The 14,105-nt window shown below is 59.0% G+C and carries 12 protein-coding genes; 7 read left to right on the top strand and 5 right to left on the bottom strand.

Annotation, left to right across the window (positions count from 1 at the left end):
• Position 1: 1 nt before the first annotated feature.
• Complete coding sequence (locus ACQZ6D_RS12565) at positions 2-3,331, bottom strand: transglutaminase family protein (RefSeq protein WP_003511533.1); 3,330 nt, start codon at positions 3,329-3,331, stop codon at positions 2-4.
• Between the two features lie 71 nt (positions 3,332-3,402).
• Here ACQZ6D_RS12565 and ACQZ6D_RS12560 point away from each other — a divergent pair, with 71 nt between their 5' ends.
• A complete protein-coding gene (locus tag ACQZ6D_RS12560) occupies positions 3,403-3,639 on the top strand; it encodes a hypothetical protein (RefSeq protein WP_158006614.1) in 237 nt (78 codons plus the stop codon).
• Positions 3,624-5,432 (top strand): ABC transporter ATP-binding protein/permease, encoded by a 1,809-nt coding sequence (locus ACQZ6D_RS12555; RefSeq protein WP_035199741.1) that lies wholly within the window; start codon positions 3,624-3,626, stop codon positions 5,430-5,432. Before ACQZ6D_RS12560 ends, ACQZ6D_RS12555 begins: the two co-directional genes overlap by 16 nt.
• A gap of 38 nt (positions 5,433-5,470) precedes the next feature.
• On the opposite strand, the gene ACQZ6D_RS12550 is transcribed toward ACQZ6D_RS12555, so the two are convergent.
• Positions 5,471-5,665 (bottom strand): hypothetical protein, encoded by a 195-nt coding sequence (locus tag ACQZ6D_RS12550; protein ID WP_013761913.1) that lies wholly within the window; start codon positions 5,663-5,665, stop codon positions 5,471-5,473.
• 172 nt (positions 5,666-5,837) lie between these two features.
• Here ACQZ6D_RS12550 and ACQZ6D_RS12545 point away from each other — a divergent pair, with 172 nt between their 5' ends.
• The 5 genes from ACQZ6D_RS12545 (at position 5,838) to ACQZ6D_RS12525 (ending at position 10,549) form a co-directional block, all read left to right on the top strand.
• On the top strand, positions 5,838-6,227 hold the full coding sequence (locus tag ACQZ6D_RS12545) for an acyl-CoA thioesterase (protein ID WP_003511527.1): 390 nt from the start codon (positions 5,838-5,840) through the stop codon (positions 6,225-6,227).
• Between the two features lie 165 nt (positions 6,228-6,392).
• Positions 6,393-7,580: a carboxylate--amine ligase gene (locus ACQZ6D_RS12540; protein WP_065660426.1), complete on the top strand. Its 1,188-nt coding sequence runs from the start codon at positions 6,393-6,395 to the stop codon at positions 7,578-7,580.
• Positions 7,581-7,586: 6 nt separating this feature from the next.
• Positions 7,587-8,636, top strand: a complete 1,050-nt coding sequence (locus ACQZ6D_RS12535) for a polysaccharide deacetylase family protein (protein WP_448729959.1) — start codon at positions 7,587-7,589, stop codon at positions 8,634-8,636.
• Positions 8,637-8,796: 160 nt separating this feature from the next.
• A complete protein-coding gene (locus ACQZ6D_RS12530; protein WP_111789632.1) occupies positions 8,797-9,837 on the top strand; it encodes a four-carbon acid sugar kinase family protein in 1,041 nt (346 codons plus the stop codon).
• A 4-nt stretch (positions 9,838-9,841) separates the two neighbouring features.
• The gene (locus ACQZ6D_RS12525; protein ID WP_003511522.1) at positions 9,842-10,549 is read left to right on the top strand and encodes a FadR/GntR family transcriptional regulator; all 708 of its coding nucleotides are present in this window, start codon (positions 9,842-9,844) and stop codon (positions 10,547-10,549) included.
• A 48-nt stretch (positions 10,550-10,597) separates the two neighbouring features.
• On the opposite strand, the gene ACQZ6D_RS12520 is transcribed toward ACQZ6D_RS12525, so the two are convergent.
• From ACQZ6D_RS12520 to ACQZ6D_RS12510, 3 genes are read right to left on the bottom strand one after another with little or no spacing between them, the layout of a single operon-like run.
• On the bottom strand, positions 10,598-11,725 hold the full coding sequence (locus ACQZ6D_RS12520) for an iron-containing alcohol dehydrogenase (RefSeq protein ID WP_065704462.1): 1,128 nt from the start codon (positions 11,723-11,725) through the stop codon (positions 10,598-10,600).
• Positions 11,722-12,678: a 4-hydroxythreonine-4-phosphate dehydrogenase PdxA gene (gene pdxA / locus ACQZ6D_RS12515; protein WP_038494367.1), complete on the bottom strand. Its 957-nt coding sequence runs from the start codon at positions 12,676-12,678 to the stop codon at positions 11,722-11,724. Before pdxA ends, ACQZ6D_RS12520 begins: the two co-directional genes overlap by 4 nt.
• Entirely contained in the window at positions 12,675-13,871 is a 1,197-nt protein-coding gene (locus ACQZ6D_RS12510) for a sialidase family protein (protein ID WP_111782982.1), read from the bottom strand. The genes pdxA and ACQZ6D_RS12510 overlap by 4 nt, the downstream gene beginning before the upstream one ends.
• Between the last annotated feature and the right edge of the window lie 234 nt (positions 13,872-14,105).

Raw genomic sequence — 14,105 nt, 5'->3', positions numbered from 1 at the left:
TTTACACTCCGTATGGCCGGCGCAGATCGAGCGTCAGCGGAAATTCTGGCGACACGGTTTCCGCCATCAACGGATATTGCCCGGCCGTATGTCCCCATGGTTCGAAACGGGCAAGGCGGCGTGCCTCGGCCTCGTTGCCGTTGACGGGAAAGGTCTCGTAATTGCGACCACCCGGATGAGCAACATGGTAGATGCATCCGCCGATCGATCGTCCCGACCATGTATCATAAATGTCAAAGGTCAAGGGCGAATTGACCGGCAGAACGGGATGCAGGCCGGAAGAGGGCTGCCACGCCTTGAAACGAACACCGGCGACCGCAACGCTTCGGTTTTCCGTTGGAGTTAGCGGAACGGCGCGACCGTTGCACGCCACGGTATAGCGCGCAGGGTTGGAGGTTTCGAGGCGGACCTGCATACGCTCGACGGAGCTGTCGACAAAACGCACGGTTCCGCCGATGGCACCCTGTTCACCCATAACATGCCAGGGCTCCAGAGCCTGGCGCAATTCCAGCTTCGCGCCTTCGTATTCCACCTCACCGAAGAAGGGGAAACGGAATTCCTGCTGGGCTGTGAACCATTCCGGCTTCAGGTCGAAGCCATTTTCCCTCAGGTCTCCGAGCACGTCCATAAAGTCCGCCCAGATGTAGTGCGGCAGCATGAATCGGTCTGCAAGTGCCGTGCCCCAGCGCACGAATTTGCCGGCGGCGGGGTTTTTCCAGAAACGGGCGATGAGGGCGCGCACCAGCAATTGCTGGGCGAGCGACATGCGGGCATTCGGCGGCATTTCGAAGCCGCGGAACTCCACAAGGCCAAGGCGGCCGGTCGGCCCATCGGGAGAAAACAGCTTGTCGATGCAGATTTCGGCGCGGTGGGTGTTGCCCGTCACATCCGTCAGGAGGTTGCGGAACAGGCGGTCGACCAGCCATGGCAGCGGCGGCGCACCCTGGCCAGGGGCAGGCACCTGCGCCAGCGCGATCTCCAGTTCGTAAAGACTGTCGTGGCGGGCTTCGTCGATGCGGGGCGCCTGACTCGTCGGTCCGATGAACAGGCCGGAGAACAGGTAGGAAAGCGACGGGTGCCGCTGCCAGTGCAAGACAAGGCTTTTCAGAAGGTCGGGACGGCGCAGGAAAGGGCTGTCATTCGGGTTGGCCCCGCCCACGACCACATGGTTGCCACCACCGGTGCCGGTGTGACGACCATCGATCATGAATTTGTCAGCGCCCAGACGCGTCTGTCGCGCCTCTTCATAGACCGCCGTGGTGATGTCGACACAATCCTTCCAGCTTGCGGCCGGGTGGATGTTGACCTCGATGACGCCGGGATCGGGCGCTACACGGATGACATTGATACGCTCGTCATGTGGTGGAGCATAACCTTCGATATGGACGGGCAGCCCGAGCTCGGCCGCTGCCGCTTCTGCCGCTGCGACCAGTTCCAGATAATCCTCGATGCGTTCGACAGGCGGCATGAAGACGCAGAGCCGTCCATCGCGCGGTTCCACCGACATGGCTGTGCGCACCGCGCCGCCGATTTCACCAAGCGTCTGCTCGATGCGTTCCTGGCCGGATGCCTCATCCGCATGGAAAGACGCTTCCGGCATGGTGCGTCCGGAGGGCTGGAATTTCTCGGGAAGCGGCCCTCGCGGGATCGAAGGGTCAGCTTCATGGATATAAGGATAGGCGGATGGCGGCACATGGGGCAGGGTGCCAAGCGGCAGGCGGTAACCTACCGGGCTATCACCCGGAACGAGGAAAATCTTGCCGCGCCGTGTTTTCCATTTCTCGCTGACCCAGCGTTTGTCTGTGGTGGGCTTGGCGTTCCACGCCTGCACCGGAAGAATATAACCCGTCGGTGTCGTCAGCCCGCGTTCGAACACGCGGGCAAGGCGATTGCGTTCTTCCGGGTCTTTCAGTTTCGAGTTGGACGGATCGACATTTTCGGGAAGACTACCTTCCTTGATGATCCATTCGGCCGGATCCTCATAGGCCGGAAGCACCAGATCGGGCTCCACACCGAGATGAGTGGCGATACCGCTCAGTAGCTTTTGCGCGTCGTCGGCCGCAACACCGGTATTTGCGCCTTCTTCGGCAATCAGCGCAGGGTTCTGCCAGATCGGCAGACCGTCCTTTCGCCAGTAGAGTGAAAATGTCCAACGCGGCAGGCTTTCGCCCGGATACCATTTTCCCTGCCCGTAGTGCAGGAAGCCGCCGGGCGCGAAACGTTCGCGCAGGCGGCGGATCAACACGTCCGCTTTTTCGCGTTTCGTCGGTCCAACCGCGCCGGTGTTCCATTCCTCGGATTCGAAATCGTCGATGGAAACGAAGGTCGGCTCGCCGCCCATGGTCAGCCTGACGTCATGGGCGTTCAGAACCTGATCGACCTTTTCGCCGAGTGCATTGAGGCTCTCCCAGCTCTCATCGGAGAAGGGTTTGGTGATGCGCGGGGTCTCGGCAACGCGCCGAACCTGCATGTCGAAAGCGAATTCCGTATTGGCCTCGCCGAAATAACCGCCGGAAATCGGCGCGGCATTGCGGAAATGCGGCGTTGCCGCCAGCGGAATATGGCTCTCGCCGGTCAAAAGCCCCGAAGTGGGGTCGAGACCGACCCAGCCGGCGCCCGGCATATAGACCTCGGCCCAGGCATGCAGATCGGTGAAATCGACCTCTGTCCCTGACGGGCCATCCAATGCCTTGAGATCCGGTGTCAGCTGGATGAGGTATCCCGACACGAAACGTGCGGCAAGGCCGAGATGTCTCAAGATCTGGACGAACAGCCAGCTGGTGTCGCGGCATGAACCCTTGCCGGAAGCCAGCGTTTCTTCCGGCGTCTGAACACCCGGTTCCATGCGGATGACGTAACCGATTTCCTGCTGCAGACGGGCGTTGAGGCCGACGACCATATCCACCGTCGGCTGTCCGGGTGTGTGGTCCACGGTGGCCATGAAGGCGGAAAGCAGGGGGCCGGTCGGTTCCGGTTTCATGTAGATGGACAGATCTTCCCGCAGCTCCTGCGGATAATCGAACGGCCACTTGGTCGCCTCTTCCTCAACGAAGAAATCGAACGGATTGTAAACCGTCATATCGGCGACAAGATCGACCTCGATCTTGAATTCCGTCGCCGGCTCGGGAAAAACGAACCGGGCGAGATAATTGCCGTATGGGTCCTGTTGAAGGTTCACGAAATGATTTGACGGCGAAACCTTGAGAGAATGGCTGATGACATGGGTTCTGGAGTGCGAGGCGGGCTTCAATCTTATGATTTGCGGTCCAAGGCGAACCGGATTGTCGTATTTATAATGCGTCAGATGATAGATGCTCGCTTTGATCGCCATTAATCTGCCTTGCCCGGTTTTCCGGTTTATGCGGTTTGTCCGCCCCTCTGAAATTATTTGGATTTTGTGCAATGCAGGAAAAGAAAGCAAGGATCATTTCCGGAGGCACCCGCATTGTTGGCCGAGGCGCCGATGTTTGCCGGCGCGAAGAATTGCCGCGGCTTTTTAATTGTCTCCCTGGGGATTTCTCCTCGGTTGTGGACAAGGTTGAACGGCGTGTTATTGCTGGGCATCGCAAGGTGCAGCATCGCAAACCGCTTTCCTTGCCGACTGACGTTTCGGAATGGAATGAATGGCAACAACGGTGACCGACGATCAGCGCAAGAGTGCGGCGAACCTTTCGGGCTTCGATCTCGATTTTCGTTCGCAACTACGCATGATGGGCAATGCCTTCTGGACGTCGCCGGTTCGCAACCGGCTGATATTGCTGTCGATTGCCCTGCTCACGGTGATATTGCTCACCGCTTACGGGCAGATCAGGCTCAATGAGTGGAACGCGCCGTTTTACAATGCGCTGGAGCGGCGCGATCTTGACGCCTTCCTGCATCAGCTCGAAGTCTTCGCGATCATTGCTGGGCTGTTGTTGCTTCTCAATGTCATTCAGACCTGGCTTAACCAGATGACGGCGCTGAACATGCGCGAGGGTCTTGCCAAGGATATGGTGGACCAGTGGCTGAAACCGGGGCGCGCCGCCCGCCTTGCCGGTTTCGGCACGATTGCGATCAATCCGGACCAGCGTTTGCACGACGATGTCCGCAACCTTGCGGAAAGCAGCACGGCGCTTTCCATCGGCCTTGTGAATGCGACGATCCTGCTCATCAGCTTCATCGGCGTTCTGTGGACATTGTCGGCAGGCTTTTCCATCACGATCAACGGCGATCCGGTTGCGATTCCCGGATACATGGTCTGGGCGGCGATCCTTTATGCGGGCTCGGCGTCCCTGCTCAGCAACCTTGTCGGCTATCGTCTGGTCGGCTTGAATGCTGAACGTTATTCAAAAGAGGCCGAACTACGCTTTTCCCTGATGCGGGCCAGCGAAAATCTGGCGGCGATTGCGCTTGCGCGTGGTGAAAAAAACGAGCGGCGGCGGATCGGCGTTGATATCGATGCCGTGCTCGGCGTAATCCGCGGGCTCGCTTTAGCAATGACGCATCTGACCTGGGTGTCGTCGGGCTACGGCTGGTTGGCGGTTGTGGCGCCCATTCTTATTGCAGCGCCGGTCTATTTTTCCGGCAACCTCACCTTCGGCGGGCTGATGATGGCCGTCGGCGCCTTCAACCAGGTCAATACCGCACTTCGCTGGTATATCGACAATTTCGGGCCGATTGCCAGCTGGAAGGCGACGTTGCAGCGTGTTTCGGTGTTTCGCAACGCTCTGATCCAGATGGATAGCGTTGAACAGCACGGCCTCGCAATCGATCTTCAACGGAGTGCCGACAACGAAAAAATCCGCCTTCGGTCGGTGACTATCTGCCGCGATGCGGGCGGACAGGATCTGGAGCGGGGTTTCCGGCTGCGTGAGGCCGAGGTTGAAATCGGGCGGGGTGATCGTCTGATGATCAATGGCGAACAGGGCGTGAACCGGCGGCTGCTGTTTGCCGCCATGGCCGGCCTGTGGCCATGGGGGCAGGGCAGGATAGAAATGCCCGAACAGTCCGACACGCTTTTCATTGCCCAGCACGGCTATTTGCCAACAGGAACGCTGCGCGAAATTCTGGCCTATCCGCGCGCGCCCCAGCGGTTTGTGGAGGCAGACTATGTCGCGGCGCTGACCGCGTGCGGTCTCGGTGAAATGGCGCCCCGGCTTGATGAACACATTCGCTGGGACAAGAAGCTGGATTCGGATGAACAGGCCAGCATTAGGATCGCCAATGCCCTGTTGTTGAAGCCGAAATTCATCGTCATCGACGATTTGCTGGAAGGGCTGGAAAAACAGACACAGGATACGCTGGCGGAGGTTTTGAATGGGATCGACGGCGTAGCGATTATCTATATCGGCAGATCAGAGACATTTTTGTCGGTTCTTACCCCGGCTTTGGCCCATCTGGACCATGCCCCCATGAAGGAAAATACCGTAAAGCCGGATATCGCTCCAAAATAAGCCGCCGGGTTATGCTGCTGTTGATCTCACAGTGCGGATCAAAGCCGCAAATGCCATTTTTCGAGGTCCAGCCGTTGCTGTTTGGCTAGGCTTATGGTGCCGTCCGGCTCCATCTGCGAGCGCAGAACAAAGGTGCCGGTCGCCAGGCTGATGGCAATGACGCTGGCAACCGCGAGAATGATACGGTCGTAGCGCTGCTGTATCTTATTGTTTCCACTCCAGTCATAGGCCATTCGCACGCCCTCGCGGTTTTTTGGAATCGTGCCGCATCATGGTTAACCGAAGCTTACGATGGCTTCGTGATTCCTTGCTGTTTTGGAAGGGCTGCCGCGAAAAATCGGCTATTGGCTGAGGGGGCGCGGTTGTTTAAATCCGGCGGCGGGAGGTTCTTGAAAGGAATTTGATATGGAACAGCAACCGCCCGCCGATATGGAACTCACGCTCAGAACGCTTGCCATGCCGGCTGACGCCAATCCGGCCGGCGACATTTTCGGCGGTTGGGTGATGTCGCAGATGGACCTTGCCGCCTTCGTCCGCGCCAATGATGTGGCAGGCGGGCGTACCGTCACAGTGGCGGTTCATGAAATCGTCTTCAAGAAACCGGTCAAGATCGGCGATACATTGTGTGTCTATACCAGGATCGAAAAGGTTGGGCGCACCTCCGTCACGCTCAAGATCGAGGCCTGGACCCGCAGGCACTATCAGGATTCCCGGGAAAAGGTTACGGAGGCCGTCTTCATCATGGTAGCGGTGGATGACAAAGGCGAGCCGCGCCCTGTGCGCAAAGAGGCGTAAGGCGCTTGCCTTCGAAGCAAACTTCCAACCGTTCGCAGGCAGCCGAAAGAGCATGAGGCTCTTCGGCTCCGCCAATTCGATCTCCGAACGCGCAATACTTTAGAAATATCCAATTTATTTATCAATTTTTGCGATCAAGGTATGGAATAGGGCGGGGATCAGGCTGTGACCATTCCAGGTGTTGTTATTGTTGGTGGCGCTCACGGCACGCTTGCCCTTGCCCGCAGCCTTGGCGCCCTTGATGTGCCTGTGCACTATATCACCCATGATTCACCGCTGCCGGGCTGGTCGCGTTTCGTGAAGAACACGATCCGCTGGTCCGGTCCTCATGATGCAGGGGCGATGGCGTTTTTACGCGATATGGCAGAGAAGCATCATCTGAAAGGGTGTCTTCTGGTGCCATCAGGGGATGGCGAGGTTCAGCTCGTTTCACAACATCGCGACGAGCTTTCCGCCCTTTACAAAATCGTCCTGCCTGATTGGTCCTCCCTTCAATGGTTGTGCGAGAAACCGCTGCTCTACAAACGCGCGGCGGAACTCGGTGTCAGCTTCCCCCGGACCTATGCCATGACCTCGTCCGATGACGCCGATGCGCTGGACGTGACGTTTCCCGTTATCCTGAAGCCGAATATGGGCGGGGGCGATACCGCGATTTCCCGGGCGAAGGTTATCCGCGCCGATGACAGGCAGGCGCTGAAAGCCGCTTTTGCCGCTGCGAGCGGCGAGATCGGCGCGGGCAATGTCGTCGTGCAGGAGCTCATTCCCGGCGGGGGAGAAAGCCAGTTTTCCTATGCGGCGCTCTGGCGCGATGGCGAGCCTGTTGCAGAATTCACCGCCCGACGCCTGCGTCAGTATCCCGTCGATTTTGGTTACACCAGCACCTGTGTCGAGGTTGTCGACAACCCTCAAGCGATCGATGCGGCAAGGAAGATATTGAAATCGGCCGGTCACAGCGGGTTGGTCGAGGTGGAGTTCAAGCGGGATGGCAGGGATGGATCGCTGAAACTTCTCGATGTTAATCCTCGCCCATGGTCGTGGTTTGGCCTGTGTTCAGCGGCCGGCATCGATCTCGGCGCGCTGCTGTGGCAGGTTGCCAACGACATGCCGCGCGGCCAGATGCTAGATGCGCGGCAAGGTGTGTCATGGTCCTATCTTGTCCGTGATGCCATTGCCGCATTGACGTTGAATCGACGGGGACAGGCGGGAATTGGGGACTATGTCGCCTCTCTGCGCACAATCCGCAGCTGGGCGGCTTTTGCGGCGAACGATCCTTTGCCGGGCCTTATCGACCTGCCCCTCACGGTCTGGAGAGTCATCAAAAAACGGGTTCTGCCCGGTTTGAAGTTGCGGTAATCGGTAATGGTGTTTTTGCGGTCGGTAAAACGCTCTCTGAAATATGGGGTCATAAGGGCGGGGCTGGAGATAGCTTCCCTGCCGGCGGTTCGTGCGGCTTTTCCGGCTCTTGCCGGGCGTGGCGTGATCTTCACGCTCCACCATGTTCGTCCGGACGAGGAAGCGTCAGCTTTTGCGCCGAATGCACACTTGTCGATCACGCCACAATTTCTGGAAGAGGCGATAGAGGCGGCGCTCGAATGTGGTCTCGTTCCCGTTCATCTGCACGATCTGCCGGGCCTGCTCGGCGATAGTTCCGAGAAACGGTCGTTCTGCGCTTTCACGCTTGATGACGGCTATCGCAACAATGCCGAATATGCTGCACCGATTTTCCGGAAATATGCTGTTCCCTATACGATTTTCATCACGCCGGGTTTTGTGGAGCGGACGCGTAGCGTGTGGTGGGAAACCACTGCCACGCTGACGCAGAAAGCCACGTCCTTTGAATTCGATTTCGGGACAGGGCCGGAGCAGATTAAATCCGGCAGCCTTCCACAAAAAGCGGAAGCCTTTGCGCGTCTGGAAAACTTCGTCCAGATATTCGCGGAGGACGAGGCGGTGGAGAGGATCGACCGTGTCGCGGGGCAACATGGTATCGATCCGATCGCGATCGTGGAAAAACTCGTCATGGATGCGGCCGAACTCAAGGCGCTGTCGAGCGATCCCCTGGTCCATCTCGGCGCGCATACCATGATGCATGTGAACATGCGCAAGATCGATGCGGCGCGTCTGGCATACGAAATCGAGGAATCGACAAGACGGGTGGAGACCTATGTCGGCCGTCGACCGAGGTCCTTTTCCTATCCCTATGGCTGGATAAAGGCCGTGGGAGAACGCGAGGCGAAAGCGGTGTTTGATGCGGGATTTCCCGTAGCTGTTACCACGCAGGCCGGTATTCTTGGGGCCGATAGCCTTGAAAAGCCGATGCTGTTGCCGCGCGTTTCGCTGAACGGCCGCTTTCAGAAGAAGCGCTTTGTCAAAGCGCTCATCTCAGGCCTGCCTTTCCGGTTCGTCTAGCGATCAACCTCTCCCTGCCGTCTTTCGCCGATGACGACGACATGTGTCGGTGCGGCTAATCGAGCTGTCGTGTTGTTTTTGTTATTCACATCCATTTATCTATTGATTATAAATAAATTTATCGAAGGAAAACATTACAACTTTTCTTAAGGTTTCGCCCGTGCTGTTGATTTTTTCCGATGACCTGACCGGTGCGCTTGATGCGGCCGCCCCCTTCGCCGGGCGTGGGCTTTCGACTGAAGTTGCGATTGGTCTTGACGGCGTCCGTGCAGCGGTGGCCGATGCGCCGGCCGTCCTCAGCGTCAATCTGGGTTGTCGGGATGGCAAGGCGGATGAAGCCCGCCGCCGCACGCAGGAACTGATGGCACTGGTTCCGGCCGATACAGTTCTGTTCAAGAAGATCGATTCCCGCCTGAAAGGACATATCGCCGCCGAAATGGATGCTGTTTCCTATCGGCATGCGCTTGTAGCGCCAGCCATTCCGGATTTTGGACGCATCGTCGTAGACGGTTCCGTGTCCGGCTTTGGCGTTGACGGCACGATTTCGGTTCATGAAAGACTGGGCGGTCACGCCAGCCGCTGCGCAATACCAGACACCCTATCGCATGCGGACATCAGGGAGGCTTTGCTTGCCGGGCGCGCAAACGGGGTTGATCTTCTGGTGGGCGCGCGAGGGCTGGCCGAGGCGCTGGCCGAAATGATGACAGCGCAGGCGGTGCCCGAAGCGGCATCTATTCCCGCGGGTAAGGGGCTTTTCGTCATAGGTTCGCGCGACCCGATCACCGTTGAACAAATTGAAATCCTTAAAGGAACGGGGTTGGTATCGGTCACCGATGCACCCAATGGCGTCGTGCCGTTTCACGCGCATGCTCGTTCCAGCCTGACGCTCGTTTACGCGACGCAAGGGGCGGAAGATCTTTCCCCGCTCGAGGTTTCAGACCAGCTGGCGTATGGCGTCGTGCCGCTTTTCACCACCGGGACCGACACGTTGCTTTTGTCCGGCGGCGCCACGGCCGAAGCGGTGCTGCTTGCCATGGGGGTATCGCGTCTGCGCCTTGCCGGCGAGTGCCTGCCCGGTCTTGGTGTCGGCTGGTCCGGCGACCAATGTATCATTGCGAAGTCAGGTGGTTTTGGGCAAGCTGACACGTTGAAACGGATTGCGAAAATGATGCTTGGCGAAAATGACGCTGGAGAAAGCTGACCAGATGGGGCTGATGAAAGAAACGGCGCGCAAGGCACTTCCGGACATTATTTTCGAGAGAATGCACCGGGCGATCAAATCCGGCGCCTACAAGCCGGATGAACGGCTTCCGACCGAACATGAACTCGCCATGGAATTCGAAGTGTCGCGACCGGTGGTCCGCGAGGCGCTTCGGCGGCTGCGCGAACAGGGGTTCATCTATTCGCGAAGGGGTTCCGGCAGCTATGTGCGGGCATTCGGCCTGCGCGAGCCGCTGGGCTTCGGCCAGCTCGAAAATGTCGCTGACCTGCTGAACTGTTATGAATTCAGGCTGACTCTGGAGCCGGCAGCTGCGGCGGCGGCGGCCTTGCGGCATGATGGCGAGAGGCTCGTCGCAATCAAAAAGGCGCTCGAGCTGATGCGGGACGCCACCAATCGCCAGTCCCACCGTGAGGATGCCGATTATCAGTTCCACCTTGCCATCGCGCGGGCGGCACGGAATAGCTATTTCTCCACTGCGATGGAGGCTCTCAAGGACCACATTGCGGTGGGAATGAAGTTTCACGGCATGTCGGTGAAGCGCGAGGCATCCGGCCTTACCCGCGTGTTTGCCGAGCACGAGGCGATTGCGGTGGCGATTGCCGAAGGAGATGCCGAGGCCGCGCGGCGGCTGATGCACGACCATCTGACGGGATCACGTGACCGCCTCTTCGAGTCTTCGCATACGGATTGAGGGAAGTGACGGCGAGCCGGTGCGCGCGATAGCGCACCGGACTTTCGATTAGAAAGCGCGGCGGTAAATGCCGAGCACGTCATCAAGGCTCATATCGACGGGATTGTTGTCCATCAGCCGGCGGATTGCGTGAGCGTCTTGCGCATAACGGGGAAGGTCGGTTTCGCTTGCCCCGTGCCGCGCAAGGGACATTTCAATGCCGAGGCCGGCGCAGAAATCTGTCGCTGCCTTGCGAAGATCATCGGATGAAAGATGCTCGCGAAGCCCAAGCGCTCCGGCCACCTCCGCCGTCTTTGCCGAAACGGCGTGCTGGTTGAAAGCCAGAACATGCGGGAAGACGATAGCGTTTGCCAACCCGTGCGGCAGGTTGAGAAGCGTGCCGAGCGGATAGGCGATGGCGTGACCCGCCGCCGTATTGACCGGGCCAAGGCAGATGCCGCCATAGTAGGAGGCGAGCATCATTCCTTCGCGGGCTTCGGTATCAGCGCCGTCGCGAACGGCGCGCGCCAGATATTTGCCCACCAGCGAAAAGCCCATGCGGGCAAAACCGTCGATCATCGGATGGGCCTTGCGATTGGTGAAAGCCTCCACGCAATGCGCCATGGCATCCACCCCCGTCGCCGCTGTCACAGCTGATGGCACGGAATACGTGAGTTCCGGATCGAGCACCGCGAAATCGGCAATCAGATGAGGGCTTTCGACCGCGACCTTGCTGCCCTTGACGGGATCGGTGATGAGCGAGCGAATCCCGGCTTCCGAGCCGGTTCCGGCGGTGGTGGCGATCTGGACGAGCCTGGTGTCGCGCCCTGCGACCCTGTTCGGTCCTGCCACATCCTCAAGCGTCTGGCTGGAATTCCAGAGTGCGGCGACGAGTTTCGCCACATCCATCACCGAGCCACCGCCGAGGCCGATGACGAGATCGGGTTTGGCGGCGCGCGCTGCGGCCAGTGCTGCATCGAGCGTCCCTGTGTCCGGTTCGCCGGGAATGGCGTCAAAGACAGTGAAAGGACCCTGCAATTGCAGCCGGTCGGCAAATTTCGCGGTCAGCGGCGTGGCGATCACCAGGGTCGAAGCGGTTTTGACGGCCCAGGCGCCGACCTGAGAAATGGTGCCGGCGCCAACGGCAAGCCTGCGCGGCTGATGGATGAGAATGGAGGCTGTGGACATGGTGTTCATCCTCTTGCGCCCTTGCCCGCCACGAGCTTGCGCGCATAGGCTATGGCCTCATTCATGTTGCCGTGATTGGCGATGCCTTTGCCGGCGATGTCGAAGGCCGTTCCATGATCGACCGAAGTGCGATCAATCGGCAGATCGACCGAGACATTGACGGCGGTATCAAAGGCGACGAGCTTGATCGGGATATGGCCCTGATCGTGATATTGCGCGACAACCAGATCGAAAGTGCCCGAATAGGCGCGGTGGAACACGGTATCGGCGGAGATCGGCCCGTGTACCTCGATGCCTTCAGCGCGCGCGGCGGCAACCGCTGGCGCAATCTGGTCATCATCCTCGGTGCCAAACAGACCGTTTTCGCCGCAATGCGGATTGATACCGGCAACCGCGATGCGCGGCCGCTCGTAACCGATGCGCTTCAGATGAGCATTGCCAGCGCGGATGGTCGCCAGCACCCGCTCCGTCGTTGCCCGTTGAATGGCTTCCTGCAGGGACACGTGGGTCGAGACGTGAATGACCTTCAGCCGCTCGGAGGCAAGCAACATGTAGGCGGCTGAAGAACCGGTCAGGCTGCGCAGCATGCCGGTGTGGCCGTCATAATGGTGGCCCGCAAGATTGAGGGCCTCCTTGTTAATCGGAGCAGTGACGATGCAGCCGATTGCGCCCGCTTCGGCATCCCGCACCGCTTTTTCAATGAAACGGAAAGCGGCGTCTCCGGCAACCGGCGACAGCGTGCCCCATGGCAGCGGCGCACCCTCCACCGGCAGATCGACCACATTCCGAGTAAGATCGATGTCGATGCCAAGCGCACCCCGCGCCGCTTCCAGCGTGGCAAGGTTGCCATAAATCCGCGTTGCTTCCCTATCCGGGGCGGACATTTCCGCAAGCGCGCGGACGGTTATTTCCGGGCCGACGCCGCAGGGGTCACCCATGGTGATACCAATGATGTTGCTCATCCGATTCTCCCGTCCTTGGCGTCTGCCCAGCCGGGCGCCAGCCGGACATATTTGATTGCGCGGCGATGATAGGTGTAGCTTGCGTGCAGGGTACCGTCCGCTGCCTCCAGAAGCCATGGATAGGACATTTCCAGATTGCGGCCGTCGGTCGAATCGTTGGACAGGCAGGTGCCCGGCCCGTCCTCGATCAAAATCCGGGTAGGAAAGCTGCGGCCGTCGTCATCGGACAGGCAGATGGAAACCGGCGCGCGCGGCACGCCCCATATGGGCACACATCCACCGCTCGGATCGGCATCCGGTCTGTCGTCTTCCTCGCCCAGTTCGTCATAAAGCGAGGCGCGACGGTCGCTGGATTGCGCGGCGTTGATGGGGTTGCAGATCATCGCCAGCCTGCCGTGTGCGAGCCTGATCGCGGCGATGGAGGAATTATTGTTCGGTACGTCGGTCGGCAGCGGTTCTGTCCATGAGCGACCGCCATCTGTGCTTTCCGTGCGGTAAACGAGATCGGCCTGACGGCGGCGAAAAAAAGCGGAGTAGCGCCCATTCGCGCCCGCAACCGGGCTCATATGAACGCAGCCGGTCGAGCCCGCCAGCTCCTGCAATTGCCATGTGAGGCCGTTGTCTTTCGATATGCCGAGTGCTGCGGTATCGTGGCTGCCGTTCCATTTCTGGCCGGGGCGTTGGACGCAGCGGAAGATCGGCAGAAGCCATGCGCCGTCATCGCGGATGCGAAGCGGCGCACGGATGAAGCAGCCTTTCGGAAGATCGAGAAAACGGCCATCTTCGGCGGACAGCTTTTCCGGCGTTGCCGGGTCGTGGACGACCCGCGCCATGCGGATGCGGCATTCGTCCTGATTGCCGGATGGCTGGGCGGTGTGAAACAGCCAGAGAGTGCCATCAGGTGCGGTGAAAATAACCGGATTCTGTTCGGAATGGGCGGGATCGTTGCTCAGGCGCTGCGGCGCTCCCCACCGGCTCGCGCCGGGTGTGAGCGCGGACGCGAAGATCGAAATATCCGATTTTCCCTCCAGCGTTCCGCCAAACCAGGCGCACAGCAGGGTGCCGTCCTGCAGAAGGTGCAGAAAGCTCGCATGGTTCTGGATCATCGGCGATGGCAGGAACGCTTCGTGCCGGTTTTCCGAAACGGCATGGATGGCTCCGGTCATGGCGTGAGCAATGTCATCAGGGGTCATCGTGGTCTCCTCTTGGTCTGATGAAAATGGCATATTCAAAAAGTTGTCAAGTTTATTTAAGACAAAAGGACGTCCGAAAATTTTTGATGAATTAAAATAAGTGTATGTTTTATAAACATAAAACTTCTGTACTAAGTCTCAATAAAAAATCCTTCTGAAAAATAATTTGACAAAAAATGTGATAGCGTCGATGCTTTGATAACGGGTGGAGGAGACGATCATCCGCACGCCATG

It is taken from the genome of Agrobacterium sp. 22-3639C2 (assembly GCF_053522105.1).
This window is presented reverse-complemented; position numbering and strand designations above follow the sequence as displayed.